This is a genomic window from Rossellomorea sp. NPDC071047 (assembly GCF_050270195.1).
Lineage (GTDB): Bacteria > Bacillota > Bacilli > Bacillales > Bacillaceae_B > Rossellomorea.
This window is the reverse complement of the sequence record NZ_JBNNJT010000004.1, coordinates 107585-123997: the sequence shown is the minus strand read 5'-3', so window position 1 is coordinate 123997 and position 16413 is coordinate 107585. Positions and strand designations below refer to the sequence as shown.

General features: G+C 41.9%; 9 protein-coding genes. 7 read left to right on the top strand and 2 right to left on the bottom strand.

Annotated elements, in window-relative coordinates:
- Positions 1-117 precede the first annotated feature (117 nt).
- Positions 118-1494, bottom strand: coding sequence for a cell wall-binding repeat-containing protein (locus ACQKFO_RS14920; protein WP_427599681.1), 1377 nt, complete (start codon positions 1492-1494; stop codon positions 118-120).
- Between the two features lie 302 nt (positions 1495-1796).
- On the opposite strand from ACQKFO_RS14920, the gene ACQKFO_RS14915 reads away from it, so the two are divergent.
- The 7 genes from ACQKFO_RS14915 to ACQKFO_RS14885 all read left to right on the top strand — a co-directional run bounded on the left by ACQKFO_RS14915 (position 1797) and on the right by ACQKFO_RS14885 (position 14844).
- On the top strand, positions 1797-2744 hold the full coding sequence (locus tag ACQKFO_RS14915; RefSeq protein WP_427599679.1) for an NAD-dependent epimerase/dehydratase family protein: 948 nt from the start codon (positions 1797-1799) through the stop codon (positions 2742-2744).
- Positions 2745-2916: 172 nt separating this feature from the next.
- Positions 2917-4233 carry a cell wall-binding repeat-containing protein gene (locus ACQKFO_RS14910; protein ID WP_427599677.1) on the top strand — a complete coding sequence of 439 codons (1317 nt, stop codon included), beginning with the start codon at positions 2917-2919 and terminating at the stop codon, positions 4231-4233.
- Between the two features lie 394 nt (positions 4234-4627).
- Positions 4628-8851 (top strand): cell wall-binding repeat-containing protein, encoded by a 4224-nt coding sequence (locus ACQKFO_RS14905; protein ID WP_427599675.1) that lies wholly within the window; start codon positions 4628-4630, stop codon positions 8849-8851.
- 170 nt (positions 8852-9021) lie between these two features.
- Positions 9022-11076: a S8 family serine peptidase gene (locus ACQKFO_RS14900; RefSeq protein ID WP_427599673.1), complete on the top strand. Its 2055-nt coding sequence runs from the start codon at positions 9022-9024 to the stop codon at positions 11074-11076.
- Between the two features lie 101 nt (positions 11077-11177).
- On the top strand, positions 11178-13013 hold the full coding sequence (locus tag ACQKFO_RS14895; protein ID WP_427599671.1) for a cell wall-binding repeat-containing protein: 1836 nt from the start codon (positions 11178-11180) through the stop codon (positions 13011-13013).
- A gap of 164 nt (positions 13014-13177) precedes the next feature.
- Complete coding sequence (locus tag ACQKFO_RS14890) at positions 13178-14287, top strand: LCP family protein (RefSeq protein WP_427599669.1); 1110 nt, start codon at positions 13178-13180, stop codon at positions 14285-14287.
- Positions 14288-14355: 68 nt separating this feature from the next.
- Complete coding sequence (locus ACQKFO_RS14885) at positions 14356-14844, top strand: hypothetical protein (protein ID WP_427599668.1); 489 nt, start codon at positions 14356-14358, stop codon at positions 14842-14844.
- Here the strand turns inward: ACQKFO_RS14885 and ACQKFO_RS14880 are convergent.
- Positions 14813-16246: an oligosaccharide flippase family protein gene (locus tag ACQKFO_RS14880; RefSeq protein ID WP_427599666.1), complete on the bottom strand. Its 1434-nt coding sequence runs from the start codon at positions 16244-16246 to the stop codon at positions 14813-14815. The genes ACQKFO_RS14885 and ACQKFO_RS14880 overlap by 32 nt on opposite strands.
- Between the last annotated feature and the right edge of the window lie 167 nt (positions 16247-16413).

Genomic DNA, 16413 nt, shown 5'->3' with positions numbered 1-16413 from the left:
CCATTTTGTTATTCTATCTATTTTTGTGAAATCTTGTATAATACCATTTTATCACAATGATATTTACTATTTTAGGAGGACATAAAAAACGCGCTCCTCTAGTGAGCGCGTTCGATATTATTCTATCCCTTCGATAATGGACCAAATCTCGTCTTCAACATTAGGCTGAATTGCTTTCTCTCCACCAAGGATCGTCGCCCCGAATGTATAATCCACCATCAAGTCCCTGATGTCAGGATGTAACTCATATGGTGTGGTTAGTAACAATGGCTCTCCCCAATTAGCTGCAAGAACAGAACCTGTTAACGCATCCGCGAATTGAGTACCGGTAGCAACGAAGACGAAGGTGGTAGGAACGTAGAAATCGCGAATGATATTTGCATTCGTTTCATAGCGATTCTCACCTGCAATCCTCGTCGGATCGTTCAGCTTTCTGGAAACTGTATTACTGATGACACCTGTCCCTCCAATAACATAGTTCATTTCATATGTCTTCGCCTGTGTCAGCGTTGCGGCAGGAATGCTATCTTTATCAGATAAAAGTATAGGATATCCGTTTTGTGCTGCGATGGACGCAATGGATAGTGCATCCGGATAATTCTTTCCGCTGACGACTACGGCTGCGTCATTATTTGGCAGCTTTTTAGAGATGGCTACGGCCGTCTCATAACGATCTTTCCCATTGATGCGTGTAACAGAGACATCCAAAGCTCTTAATTCCTTCACTACTTGATCCGAAATGACGCCCGCCCCACCAAGGATCGTCACCTTATTGACGCCTAATTCAAAAATGGCTTCCTTCACTGATGGGTGAAGAGAACCCTTCGTTGTTAATAGAATAGGAGCATCTTTATGGTAAGCAAGCGGTGCGCCGGCCAATGCATCAGGGAAATTGCTTCCTGTAGCTAAAATGATTTCATCTGTTCCGTATCCCCAGCCCTGTAAAGCAATTTCGAGGGCGGTCTCATACCGGTCTTTACCAAATATCCGGTCTACGTAAGACTCAAATAAGAATTGTGACGCAACGACTACATACTCTTCCCCAGTCGCCGAATTCGTCTTATCCTTTACAGACATATAATAAGTACCAGGAGTAACAGTGTAATCGGCTATTAATCCATCTGTCAGATTTGTGCTCATTTCATTTGGTTCAATCACATTATTGTTCTCATCATAAAGAGTGACATCTAATAGAATCCCAGGGTTTTCATCCCATGATCCCCCGTATATAATCAACGGATCTTCAGTGTCGACTTGAAACTTATACATATCTACATCATCTAGAGGGAAGGTCCCTTTTATGGCATCCTCAAGAAGAATTTCATTGGAACTGGCAAACGAATTGTTTGGCTCTTCCTCAACGAAGAAACCTTCACGATCGTACCCTAAAAGCTCCATCTTTTGTTGGGAAGGGCTTTCCGCTAGGACAGATGTGCTGAATAAACTTGAAGCAAGTAACGCTGAACCCACTGAAGCAATGAACCATTTTTTCATCTTTCTTTCCCCCGATAATAATCTTGTTTTTAAGCTGATGTCTATGGCAATCCCGTACCAATATTTCATAACATCTAGAATAGTATAATTCCGTTTAGAACGTTTGACTAGATAGTTCCAGATAAATAATTTTCGCCTTTTTTTGACATTAATGAAAGGGGTATTAGAATGGAGGAATAGGGAGAAAATTAAGGGTGTTTTACATTTTCATGACCGAATAGAATTCGTTTAGGATTTTTGCTATACTTACATGAGTGAAAAAGTAAAGAATAACTCTCCATTCTGAAAGGGGAACAACATACATGAGCAAGATCCTTGTCACAGGCGGGGCCGGATTTATCGGCTCTCATATTGTAGAAGAATTGTTAAACAAAAATGAACAAGTGGTAGTGATAGATAATTTCTCAATGGGTTCAATGGATAACCTACCAAAGGACGATAGGTTAACAGTGGTAGAGGGAGATATCTCTTCAAAAGAGACTATTGAAAAGCTATTTCAAGAACATCAATTTAAGAAAATCTTTCATTTAGGTGCGATTGCCAGTGTGGCGGCTTCAGTAGAAGATCCACTTCATACCCATCAAACCAATTTGGAAGCGACTTTATACTTATTGGAGGAAACACGCAAACAAGGCGGATTGGAGCGGTTTGTATTTGCTTCTTCTGCAGCGGTGTACGGAGATGAGCCAACGCTTCCTAAGAAAGAAACATCGACGATCAGACCATTGACGCCATATGCCATCGATAAATTTGCCTCTGAGCAATACGTACTGGCATTCAGCCGCTTGTATGATATTCCAACAACGGCGGTTCGATTCTTCAACGTCTTTGGAAACAGACAAAATCCATCTTCACCATACTCTGGTGTCGTATCGATCTTAACAGACAAATTCAAGCAGTTAGTAAACAATGAAGAAACCAACTTCACTTTATATGGAGATGGAGAACAAACGAGAGACTTCATTTATGTAAAAGATGTTGTTCAAGCAAACCTTCTCGTTTCAGAATCAAGAGAGGCAATCGGCAAGGTATTCAACGTTGGCACAGGGGAATCGATAAGCTTAAACAACTTGATTGGGATGTATGAAGAGATTACGAATACAAAACTCCCTATCGAACAACTGGAAGAGCGTTCAGGAGATATTAAAGAATCCTACTCTGATATTTCTGAGCTTAAATCTTTAGGATTCTATCCAAAGTTCACTATGGGAGAAGGACTTTTGGAGTATTGGAACAAAGAAAACGATTAACGAAAAATGCCCGTTTCTACATCAGAAACGGGCATTTTTGTGTCGTTTGAAGGAAGGGATATTACAGAAAAGGGGTAAATATGACGAATTTTGTTACATAACTGTAAAATTATTTTGAAAATTTTAATGATAAGATAGTTTTTGTAGATTTATAGAGAAGGGGAATTGAGAAATGTCTAATTATCGCAAACCTGTATCTATTACTTTCGTCACGGTAGTAAGCTTCATGTTCCTATTATTTTTCCAGAACCCTGCCTCAGCTGCAGGTACACAGATAGATCGAGTGAGCGGTGTTGACCGGTATGAAACGGCAGTGAAAGTTTCCAGGCAAGGGTGGAGCAGTGGTGCAAAAACCGTCGTCATTGCAGTGGGAAATAACTTTCCAGATGCGTTAGCAGGTGCACCGTTAGCGGACAAATATAATGCGCCTATCTTATTAGTAACAAAAGATAGCGTTCCTTATAGTGTGAAACAAGAATTAAAACGATTAAAGCCAAGTAAAGCATACATATTAGGTGGAAGTTCTGTCATTTCATCCTCAGTCGAATCTCAGCTTAAGAGTTTAGGGATTACCAGTACAAGAGTGGCAGGGGAAAACAGATACGAGACAGCGGCAAAAATCGCTGCACTAGTTGGTGGCTCCCAAGCCATTGTTACATATGGAAGGGATTTCCCGGACAGTCTGGCCATTGCACCTGTTGCTGCCAGTAAATCTATGCCGATTCTTTTAACGGAAAAGAACCATGTCCCTGAAGAGACAAAGAAAGCGTTAAATAAATATAGTTCTTCTATTCTTATAGGAGGTAAAGGCGTGGTAAGTGACGGAGTTAAGAATCAATTACCAAGAGCCACACGTATTTCCGGGAAAGACCGATATGATACGGCAACAAAAGTCGCCGAGAAATATTACTCAGCTTCAAATAGTACAGTCATTGCAACAGGCGAAAGCTATGCAGATGCGTTGACGGGATCTGTCCTTGCAGCAAAAAAAGGCTCTCCTGTTATGCTGATTCAATCAAATAATGTCCCGACTTCTGTGAAGTCGACAGTCAATAAATTAGGTATTAATCAGTTTACGATTATTGGTGGAACGTCCGTGATTTCTGAGAAAGCCCAAAGTCTTTTTGGTTTCGATACAGATGGTTTAATCAAGACGGCGAAACAGTATATAGGAACACCTTATAAATGGGGTGGAACGACTCCAAGTGGTTTTGATTGCAGTGGCTATTTAAATTATGTTTATGATAAATATGATATTGATTTGCCTAGAACGACATCAGACATCTGGAATTTTGGAAGCCGGTCAAGCTCTCCTGCAGTTGGGGATATTGTCATGTTTGAAACGTACAAGCCGGGCCCTTCACATGGTGGAATCTATATAGGGAATAATCAGTTCATTCATGCCGGTGATCGTGGAGTAGAGGTAACGAGTATGAGCAATGTATATTGGAAGCCCCGTTATTTAGGCGCAGTGAAGGTTGTAAATTAATAGATTGATAGAGAAACTGTTTGCCCTTGGCAAGCGGTTTTTTTTGTTTACCCGATAATATTGTGATTAAACATTTAGAGTTTTGTTTTCAAGAAAGACTGTTAATTTAACTAGTAAAAGTGAATGACGATCATGATGTTGATTGGTGCGGAAGTCAACCACGCTCACTTACCATCAGTGTTTATGAAAACATTTCTAAATAAATTAACGAGGGTGAAAATACAATAGTAAAAATATATTATTTTTTCTGAAAATAACGTCTCCTTTTATTGACTAAAGAACTAACTGAGATTAAAATGGAAAATAGAGTTCGAATTTTTCCATAATTATATTTTTTTGGAAGATACGGAGTATTTCGGACCACTACTATTAATCTATCAAGGGGGAAAAGGGATTGACGTTTAAGAAAAAGGTATTTTCGGTTATGGCAAGTGCTGCTTTGGTAACTTCCTCATTCGCTGGAATCACAGCTTTCAATCCTGATAAAGCAGAAGCTGCTTTACAGGAAACGAAAAAGTTCAAAGTTTCGAATTTCTCAGAGGTTGTGGCACTTTCTATGAGTGAGCAGGCTGTTCAAGAGCTTGTCATCGTAGGTAACGGTAAAGTAGATGCGACTAGTCAATTAGAGAAGCTTGGCGTTAAGGTAAAACAGAATTATAAGAACTATGTTTACTTAGCGGATGTACCTACACGCAAAGTGATGGAAGTCCTTGACCTTAAGAGTGTTCGTACAGTGGGTAAAAATGCTGAAATCGAATTAGGTGAGGTCAAGGATCCTGAATTAGCAGTGAAGGATCAAAATAAGGTCGATGAAGATGCGGTTGTAAAACCAAATCAGGCAGAAACTCATGCTCCGACCGGAGTAGATGATTTCCACGATAAGTTTGATGGCAGTGGTACACGTATCGGAATCATTGACTCAGGTCCCGATCCGGGTCATGAATCCTTCACAGAGGGTCTTGAAGAAGGAACACGTAAATATGGTGATTCTAAGATTGTCGCTGTAAGAGACTACACCATTTCGAATCGTCAACTTGCTTATGGCATTGAAGAGCGCTATAAAAAATACTTAGGTGACGGTGTCAATTATCTTTCCGAGGGAGACGTGCTATTCGATAAAGGACATGCTGAAGGTGACTCCATAACAGTAGGGGAAACTACATATAATACAGCAGGGATTGACGCTTCCGATGATAAATTACACTACGGAAAAACGGCATTTGAAACAAATCCTTATCCTCAGGGGAATGCTAACTGGACGAATCAGGATTTAAATGCCGATGGGACAAATGGAAATTCTGATAACTTCTCTGTTTTATTGGCAGGGGACAAAGTCTATATCGATACAGATATGGATAATGACTTCACTGACGAAACAGCCTATGCGAATAACGAAACAGGTACATTCGATGTGAATGTAGAAGATGAGAAGCTTGGAGCGAACTTCCGTGTCAATGATATGGAATTGAACTGGTTCGGTGCAGGTCTGAAGAAAATCAATCTATTCACTGACTTCAACGGGCACGGTTCACACGTTTCAGGTATTTCTGCCGCAAACGGTCCGGCAAAAGCGAATGCCTTCGGTGCCGTTGCTGGTGAAGGGGTTGCCCCTGGAGCCGAGCTTGTCGGTATGCGTGTGTTCAAAGCAGCTGGCGGAGCCCCTACATTCAGTATCCAAAAGGCTATGGTCGATGCTGCGCTTCCTGAATCCGAAGGCGGATTTGGCGTCGATGTTGCTAACTTAAGCTTAGGTTCTTCACCGGATTTAAATGATGGTCTGGGATCCTATGGAGAATTAATGACAGTCCTAAGTGAAGATACAGATATCGTATTTGTTACATCTGCTGGAAATGCCGGGCCTGGTGCAGACACAGTTGGATCACCTGGTGACGTAGCTCCTATCATTTCTGTTGGTGCACATATCACGGCTGACATGTGGGCAAAAGAATACAATTCTTATCCATATGGGAAAAACGAAGACGGCACTCCGAAAGAAGGACAGGGATTATGGTACTTCTCTTCTGTAGGACCGAACGAAGCAGGGAATCAAAAGCCTGATATCGTAGGACCTGGATCTGCTTTTGCCGCTCATCCGGTACAAAATGGACCGTACGTTGTAATGCAGGGCACAAGTATGTCTTCACCATATGTGGCTGGTGCTGTAGCATTGCTTAAATCTGCAGCTGAGAAAGATCGTATTCCATTTAATTATGAAATTGCCCGTGAAGCATTGATTGAAACGGCTAATCATTTAGATGGATACAACCGTGCTCAAGAAGGTGGCGGACTGATTGATGTTCCGGCAGCTTACGAGTATCTGCGCAAGAACTTCATCACAGATATTAAAGATGTAGACGTAACGGTCTATCACGGAGAGAAAGTGTCCGGCGGTCCCGGTCTATATGTAAGAAATAAAGAAATTCCTGAAACCGTTGAAGTATTAGTAGAGAACAAGACGGATGAAGATAAGAGCCTGGATGTATCTCCTACTGGCGATTGGATCAAGCCATCTGTATCGAAAGTAGATCTTAAAGCTGGAGAAAGCAAAACGATTACAGTTGACTACGATGCGTCGAAATTAGAGACAGGCGTAAATGCTGAGACATTAGTCTTTGATGATGCGTCTACTCCTTATGTAGAAGCTAGATCAGCTCAAACAATTGTTACCGGTCATGAGTTTAACCAGGAAAATCGTTTCCGCTTCCGCGAAGAAGGTGAAGTACAATCTTCTCAAACAAAAGGTTATACATTTGACGTAAAACCAGGTGTAAGTGAAGTTCGTTTCTCACTGAATGCAATCAGTGAAAATGATGATTATAAAGGCCGCGTACGCGCGATCGTCTTCAATCCTGACGGAGTGGAAGTAAGTGAGTTCCAAGGGTATGCTGGATACGGTGCCGGTGGATTGGGTGTTGAAGATCATGTATTCAAGTCTCCTAAACCAGGGGTATGGGAAGTACATGTATATGGGACTTCCGGACCAGAAGCAGGTAAAGAAGTAAATAAATATCAATTAGAGGCTGTTGTTCAAGATGTGGTTGCTGAACCAGGTGAAATCGATTTAGGTAATGTTTCTTCTGACACTGAAATGACGAAATCTGTAACATTCTCAAACTACTTATCTGAAGCGAGAGAAGTGAAGGTTGTCGGTGCACCATTCAGCACGCCTAAGCTTTCTTCAGAGAAGGTAGAAGTACCAGGTAACAATGCATTTTACTACAAAGATGTCAAAGTGAAGAACAACGTATCTTTAGAAGTTCAAACTTCAAACCCATCACATTCTACTGATGACGTAGATCTATATATCTTTGATTCTAAAGGTAACCAGGTAGCTTACTCTGCAGGTGCGACATCTGATGAAAAAGTTTCATTGACTTCTTTACCGGATGATACGTACACAATTGCCATTGAAGGCTATGCAACAATGGATCCGACGACGACTCTTGATCTATCAGTCAATGAGTTTGGCGTACTGTCCCCTGGTGAAAAAGGGAAAGGGAAAGTAGAAGCCAATGCTTCACAAAACCTTAAAGTTGGAAAATCTTTAACGACAGATGTAAAGATTACAACTCCATCTGAGTCAGTTGGATCAATCGGAGCAGTATATTTACTTGATGCAAAAACGGATGAAGTATTATCACTGCTTCCAATCAAGGTAGACGGTGACATCATCAATGAAGTATCAGGTCAAGACCGTGTCGGAACTGCGATCGAAGTTTCCAAAAAGCTTCACATGGATGGCTTTGCCGATGACCATGAATACAAAACAGTTATCCTTTCAACTGGATACAACTTCCCTGATTCATTATCTGCAGGTCCATTGGCATCCGCAATCGATGCGCCAATCTTACCTGTAGGCAGCGATGGGAAACTTTCTAAGGAAGTATTAGATGAAATTGAACGTCTTGGTGCTGAAAATGTGTATATCCTTGGTGGAGAAGGTGTCGTATCCAAAGATGTATTCACACAATTGAACAGCATCTCAATCGACTCTTCTGATATCGAACGCTTAGAAACAGATGGAATGCCAAACCGTTACGGTACAAACCTTGCCATCGTTTCGAAGCTTCAAGAGCTTGGATTCAAAGGAAACGGTGTATTCGTTGCAACTGGTAAGAACTTTGCAGATGCACTAAGTGCTGCGGCAATTGCCGGTGCGAATGATATGCCAATCGTATTAACGGATGGAAAAGATTTATCTGCTGAAGCGAAAGCCATTCTTGAAGACGAGAAAGTCTATGTGCTCGGTGGTAAGTCTGCTGTCCCAGAAAATGTAGTAGCTCAAGCTAAAAAAGTAGCTGTCGATGTTAAAGTACTTTCTGGTGTGAACCGTTATGGTACACTGGCTGCAATCCTAGGAGAGTTCGCCAATAGCACAGATAAGTTATATGTTGCCAGCGGTAAGAACTTCCCGGATGCATTATCTGCTGCTCCACTTGTAACAGATAACGCAGGTTTACTATTACTGACAGATCCTAATGGATTACCGAAAGAAGTAGATGCTTTCTTAACGAAGTATCTGTACCAGAACAAAATCACTTCTGTCACTGTACTTGGTGGTAAAGGTGCAGTTGGTGAAGGAGCAAGGGAAGACCTTCAAGGAAAAGTATCAAACTAATAGAATATGTGTGAATTGGCTGCCTGCTTTTAATAGCGGGCGGTCTTTTTTTTAATGACTTTCGGATTATCATTCTGAAAACTCCTTGAATTCATGGACATGCCTTCCACCTTCTTATATACTTTTTACAGATGATGTAAATGATATTCAACCGAGAGGGGAGTGGCTAGATGAATATTAGAGTAATCGCTTCTATTATTTTCTTATTAGGTTGCATCCTGCTTCCAAACGGACTTGCGCAGGCGGACGACGAGAAGAAGGTTCAACTTTTGGTAGTTTACAAGGATCAACAGGGTGAAATATCGACACAGTCTTTTGAAAAGGGTGAAGGGAAATTTGAAGTAGTGGAAGTACCTGCTAAAAACGTTCCTGACACTCTGTCCAAATTAAATAATAAAGAAACAGTAGAATATGCAGAGATCGATCAGCTCGTACATACACAAGCTGCTCCGCCAAATGATACATATTTTAATAATCAATACCAAGATTTTCAGGTAATGAAGGTATTGGAAGCCTGGGAAAGCTACAATCCCATTGAAGAAGTTACCGTGGCGATTGTCGATTCAGGTGTTGATCTGAAACATCCTGAGTTGCGCAGTAGATTAATAGAAGGAAAGAATTTTATGAATGAAGGGGAGCCCCCTGTCGATACGTCAGGACATGGGACCCATGTTGCGGGTCTTGTAGGGGCTGTGACCAATAACAAAATGGGTATTGCTTCTGCTGCTGAAAAGGTGAAAATTATGCCTGTCAAAGTGTTTGAGGGTAAGACCACCTATATGTCAACGGTTATTAAAGGCATTCGTTATGCAGCGGACAACGGAGCAGATATCATCAATTTGAGTCTTGGCAGCTATAGCAATATGCAAGCCCTGGAGGATGCAATTGACTACGCTGTGGACAAAGGTGCTCTCGTGGTAGGTGCTGCAGGTAACGATGATGAGCACGCAGTTCTTTACCCGGCAACTTATCCGGATGTCCTGGCAGTAGGAAGCGTGGATTCTGCGACTTTGGCTAAATCGACGTTCTCAAACTATGGGGATACAGTAAATGTATCTGCCCCTGGAACGAACATTTTCAGCACATGGATGGGTGGCTATGAGACATTGGATGGCACCAGTATGTCAACAGCCATTGTAAGTTCGATTTCCGCCATGGTTAAACAGCAATACCCTTTTCTAAAAGGTATGCAGGTAAAGGATGTTCTTGAGAACTCCACTACCCCATTACCTGAAGTCGATAGGCTTGGAACGGGTTTGATCAATGCAGAAGAAGCGTTAAACTATGTCCAAACGAAGAATCGCCTCTACGGACTGACTTCGGTAGAAACAGCTGTCGAAATATCCAATAAAGGATGGCCATCATTAGAGGAAAAAGAATTGACGATAGGTGGCAACAAATTGAATGGGTCGTTTGTTATCTTAGCGAACGGTGATTCCTTCCCGGATAGTTTAGCGGCTTCCCCATTGGCATCTCATTTGGATAGTCCGATCCTATTGGTCAAGAACAATCGATTGAGTGACTCCGTCAAGGAAGAGCTGAAAAGGTTGAACCCTTCTCATGCTTTGATGATCGGAGGGAAAAATGCCATCTCTCATGAGGTTGAAAATGAGATTAAGAATCTATCAATAGAGACCAATCGATTATATGGCGTGGACCGTTATGAAACAGCCGTAGCAATCAATAACGTGATTCCCTACACAACCAACAAGGCCTTTGTCGTTTCAGGTCAAAACTATCCTGATGCCTTGTCTGTCGCTTCCTATAGTGGCAGTATGCAATATCCTGTACTCTTTGTTCAAAAAGACAAGGTTCCACAGTCGGTTCGTACGTATATGAAAGAGAATGAAATTTCCAAGACGTACGTGATCGGCGGTCAGGGCATCCTTACAAATAAGATGGTTGATCAATTGCCGGGACATTTTCGAATTTACGGTCTGGATCGTTATGAAACCAATTATAAGGTTCATCAGACATTTGCTTCTGAAGATTCGGATTCAGTTTATTTTGCCACAGGAGGGAAATTCCCCGATGCCCTTAGCATAAGCCCGCTGGCTGCAAGGACCGATAGCCCGGTTGTATTGGTGGATAAGCAAGCTAACCCTTACTTACAGAAATCGATAAATGTATTTTCCGATAGGAACGGTTATCATATTTTAGGTGGACCGGGTGCTTTATCCATAGAAAAAGCATGGGAAATTGATCATTATATGATGAACGAGTGAGATAGAGAGGATTCCTCTCTATCTTTTTTTGCCAATGAAGGGTTATAGTTTACTAGATACTATGATAAGATGGAATAAAATAACATCAAAAGGGGAACACAATGAATCCAAAAATGAAGAAACTTGTATCCGGAATAGCAGCGGTGGCACTTACGGCGACACTGGCGAGTCCGATCCATTCGAAGGCAGCGGGTTATGAAAACCCATCAAAATATGAAATTAATAAACTGTTGACGGAAGCAGCAATGAAGTACGACGTTCCGGCAGAAATCGTGAAGGCAGTAGCTGCAGAAGAGAGCGGTTGGAAGCAGTTCACGGCTCAAGGGGAACCGAATATCTCTGACGATGGCGGAATCGGAATCATGCAGGTGACCGATACAGCCGGCTATAATGAGGAACGTTTGAAAAGTGACATCGCCTTCAATATTGAAGCAGGTATCAAAATCCTGAACGAAAAGTGGAAGCTTGGTGAGAAGGGTCTAACCGATTGGAATCGTTCCACCAGTATCCCTACCGTTGGAGACAATGAGCGTGACATCATCGAGAACTGGTATTTTGCCCTTTTAGCATACAATGGACAGGCGCAGGAAAATAGTCCTATTTATAAGAAAGATGGTAGTAGAAACTTCGGAAGCTACCAGGAACGGGTATATGCGGAGCTTTCAAGTGGAAACCCGGGCATCTTCAAGAATGATAGAGTCGAGTTTTCTTTCGCTAAAGAGGATTTCACCTATACAGGAGAGCCGAACTATTATTTATTATTCAATAAGAAACAGTATGAGGTGGATGGGCTGGCCCATACGACAAAACATTCGTATCAACCAGGGGATTTAGTGATTTCTGCGGATGGATCACGTTTTAGAGAACAGCCAACTTCTGAGTCCAAGGAAGTGTCTGCGAAACTTCCAAGCGGTGAAACGGAAGTACTTGAAATCCTTAAAGGATTTGAATACGATCAATCCAAGAATCCGAATCACTTCGTCTGGTACAACGTTGAACGTGAAGACAATAAACAAGAGGCATACGTTGCTTCAAGCGAACTAAACAAAATCGGTGAGCGACTATCTGGTACAGATCGAATCAAGACGGCCGTTGATATTTCCCAGTCTGGCTGGGATCAGGCGGATACGGTCGTTGTGGCACAAGCTTATAACTTCCCGGATGCCTTAACGGGTGGCCCGCTTGCTTATAAAAATGATGCGCCACTTCTATTAACGGATAAAAATAAACTGACTGAATCAACGAAGGATGAGATCAAGCGATTAAAGGCTTCGAACATCATCATTTTAGGTGGAAAAGGGGCAGTCAGCGAGGGAGTCAGTGATGCTATTGAAGGAATGGGATTGCAAGTTGACCGAATTGGTGGCGTCGATCGTTATGAAACAGCCCAACTCATTTCGGAGCAAGTAAATCCGAATCCGGACAAAGCGATCATTGCTTCAGGAAAGAACTTCCCGGATGCTCTTTCAGTGGCACCATATGCTTCTGTCAAAGGATACCCGATTTTATTAACAGCCAAGGATGCCGTTTCTTCTTATACGAGTCAGGCTCTTACTGGAGTGGATAGCACGATCGTTGTTGGCGGTGCAGGGGTCATCAGTGATGGAGTCATGAAAAAGGTGAAAGCTGAGCAGCGGGTAAGCGGATTGGATCGTTTCGAAACGTCTCTTCAAATCGCGAAGAAGCTTCCACTTGCTAATCCCGATGAAAAAGCCCTGATCGCAAGCGGTAAAAACTATCCGGATGCGTTATCGGGATCTGTACTGGCAGCAAAGCAAAAAGCCCCACTCCTATTGTCTAATCCTGAACAGCTGCCAACAAGCGTCAACAACTTTATCGCAGCTAAAGAATATAAAGAGTTCTTCCTGCTCGGAGGACCAAGTGCAATGAATGTGGAAGACGAGCTTGGAGATTTATACAAAAAGCTGTATTATTAATATAGTAGATTTTAAAACTAAGACTCTATCGATCATCGGTAGAGTCTTTTTCAATTGGATTATTAAACAGAGATTACATTTATGTAAGATTCTATTTTTTTAATCTATTTCATGATAAAATTATTTTTCGTATTGATCTTCGATTTGAAAGGTGAAAAACATACATGAAGACTCGTAATGACTATAGACAGCGGATGAGAAGAAGAAAGCGATTCTTCCGCATATTTCTTGCACTTTCTTTCTTAGGACTAAGCATTGGGACGGCGTATTTTCTCTACCAGTATCAAACTGGAAAAATGCATGCCGGTAAGACACAGGCGGCATCCGAAGAAATTCCTGAGTTTAATGGTAAAAAAGATGAACATGGAAAGATAAATGTGTTACTCCTCGGTTCGGATACGAGAGGTGAAGAAAAATCACGTACAGATACGATCATGATTGCCCAATATGATCCTAAAAAAGGTGTGGCCAGATTGGTATCATTGATGAGGGATATGTATGTAGATGTTCCGGAATACGGAAAGTATAAATTAAATACTTCCTACTTCCTTGGAGGGCCAGAGCTACTTCGTCAAACGCTGAAAGAGAACTTCGATATAGATGTACAATATTATGCGTTAATGGACTTTAAAGGATTCCAGAAGGTTGTAGATGCACTGGCACCGGATGGAATTGAAATGAATGTAGAAAAAGAAATGTCCACAAACATTAATGTGACACTGGAACCTGGCTTGCAAAAATTGAACGGAAAAGAATTACTGGGCTATGCCCGTTTCCGCCATGACGCGGAGGGAGACTTCGGCCGTGTCAAGCGCCAGCAGGAAGTCATCAATGTTTTGAAAGACGAAATGCTGTCATTAAACGGAGTATCCAAAATCCCTAAACTGATGGGTACCGTCTCACCCTATATTGAAACGAATATCGGCTCAATGGACCGTATCAGTCTTGCAAAAGAATTCGTCCTGAATCCGGTCGACAAGATTGATACAATGAGATTACCAATTGACAATTCGTTTGAAAATGCTCGATATGAAGGCGCCGGTGCCGTATTAGACGTAGACCTGGATGCGAATACCGAAGCGTTAAAAGATTTTTTGAATGGTGAAGAACCAAAGTCGTATGAGGAGTATGTCGAGGAAGAAGCGGTGAGTGACGATGCCGTGGTCGAGGATACGACTGGTGTTGATGATACCAGAGGTTATGATGAAACCGAGGAATCCGGTGTCTATGAAGAATCGACTGAAATCGAGGATACAAGTGGTTATGAGGAATAGAATGATAGATTCAACCCATGGAGTGAAGTGATGCTCTGTGGGTTTTTTAGTGGGTGTTATTTTGGAGCATGATGCAGGTATCGGTAAAGAAAATTCGACACGGAGGATCAATTAATTCTAATAGGGATCGATTAATCATATCGAGGATTGAAAAAGCTGAAGCAGGATCAATTATCGTGAACCGGGATCAATCCCCTCCCGATCAGGATCGAATCCCCTGCGACAACCACTCCTCATCCGCTATTCAACCCCCGGATCGGCCAGCAATCCAATCAAACAGCACATTCCCAGCTGAAAAAGGACAATTTTATGCCAAAACCACTCCAGGATTGAATGAAAACTGGCAAAACGGTCACTATTCTATAGATGGTCTGACCGTTGGCGGAGTTTCTAGCTTCAAATTGCGTCGATATCCGTGTACCAGGTACAACACCCACGAAATGTACCAGGTACAACAGCCCCCAATTGTACCAGGTACAAACAAACTAGCCACTCCATCTCCCCAAACAAAAAAAATCCCCCCAATCACTGGGGAGATTTCTTCAATCGACGCATAACGAGCTGACGTATACCATTAATATTCAATGCCAGGACCACCGCGCCATAAGATACGATCCCGACTGCAATTTGCACAATAAATCCGAAGATGCCACCAATGGACAATGCCGGCCAAACTAGAAGCGCCATTACACCAGTCGCAACAAAGATCTTTCCGACTTCCTTGAATGGAAACGTGAGCGGGAAAATCTTCTTCCCGATTAAGGCACTCAACAGGACCGATACCACATATGAAATGATAGTGGCATAGGCTGACCCGAATATACCGTACTCTGGTATCAATAGTAGGTTAAGGACTACATTCAGGGCAGCTGCAGCCAGCACAGGCCAAATCTGAAGCTTCGTATTTTTACCAAGCTGGAAAGCAAGGTCGAAATAGTACATTTTAAAGCCTTGTATAAAGATTGCAAGGGCAATCAGTGAAAAGATCGTCGCTGCTTTGCCCTGATAGGATTCCCCCAGGAAGATGCCGGTAAAGGAATCGCTCAACAAAATCATTCCCGTTGTAGCCGGGACCGATACAAGTAATAGCAGTGACGTGTTTTCATTTAATTGTTTCTGACATTCTTTGATTCCGCCTGTTTCAAGTGCTTTGACCACTAATGGATAAGCGGCCAGGTTGATGATCATCATCAGCAGAAACAGGATTTGTTTGGCAAGGTCGTATGATACGGCATAGATCCCGACAGACGCCTTGTCCATTAACCACCCGATCAAATAACGGTCTGTATTCAGGATGATGGCTTCCATCGAAAGAGCTGCAATGAATGGAATGGAATACTTCACCACTTCCTTGATCATGTCCCGATCAATCAACTTAATGTCAATCAAATGCAGATACTTCGGTATAAAGAAGACAATCGACAGGAAGATCCCGATGATGAGTCCAAGGATGATTCCTTCTGCCCCGAAGCCGAAGAATTTGATCAGAACGACAGCGACGATAAGTGATAATACCACTTTTAGAGCTGTCACGACTCCGAATAGTTTGGACGAAAGCTCTGAACGCAAGTACTCAGTGAATAAGTCGAACATACTTTGCATAGTGAGTAATCCAATTCCCAGGAACCATAAGAGAGCCATTGAATGAAAAGGTGTATAGACAATGAAAGCTCCTGTGCCAAGGAAAACAGTCAGGATCGTCATGGAAATGAATGTAGCAGTGATCGAGCTGATGAACATGGCTTTTTGATTGCCTTCGTATTTAGGGTTATAGCGGAGCAATCCTAATCTGAGCCAGTGGAATAAGGTTGTATTCACAAATGTTACAGCTGCAATGACTAGTGCGTATTCACCATATTCACTAGGTGATAGTAGACGTGTGTACAAGGCGATGGCCACAAAGTTAATGATTCCGGGCACACCTTTAGATAGAAAATAGATAAACGTATGTTTAAACATTGAAATACCTCTCTGAACGTACAATTTTTATCTTTGTGATTTAACAAAATTTATATAGTTTTTACAAATAAATTCAATTTAATCGCTTTTTATATTATGATAAGAAGTATCAAATCAATTAGTATATTATATCACAAACGATATTATTGAATATATTTCTTTTGACA

Coding starts and splice junctions, on each gene's coding strand:
- ACQKFO_RS14920 (WP_427599681.1), bottom strand. CDS start 1,494: ATGAAAAAATGGTTCATTGCTTCAGTGGGTTCAGCGTTACTTGCTTCA.
- ACQKFO_RS14915 (WP_427599679.1), top strand. CDS start 1,797: ATGAGCAAGATCCTTGTCACAGGCGGGGCCGGATTTATCGGCTCTCAT.
- ACQKFO_RS14910 (WP_427599677.1), top strand. CDS start 2,917: ATGTCTAATTATCGCAAACCTGTATCTATTACTTTCGTCACGGTAGTA.
- ACQKFO_RS14900 (WP_427599673.1), top strand. CDS start 9,022: ATGAATATTAGAGTAATCGCTTCTATTATTTTCTTATTAGGTTGCATC.
- ACQKFO_RS14895 (WP_427599671.1), top strand. CDS start 11,178: ATGAATCCAAAAATGAAGAAACTTGTATCCGGAATAGCAGCGGTGGCA.
- ACQKFO_RS14890 (WP_427599669.1), top strand. CDS start 13,178: ATGAAGACTCGTAATGACTATAGACAGCGGATGAGAAGAAGAAAGCGA.
- ACQKFO_RS14885 (WP_427599668.1), top strand. CDS start 14,356: ATGATGCAGGTATCGGTAAAGAAAATTCGACACGGAGGATCAATTAAT.
- ACQKFO_RS14880 (WP_427599666.1), bottom strand. CDS start 16,246: ATGTTTAAACATACGTTTATCTATTTTCTATCTAAAGGTGTGCCCGGA.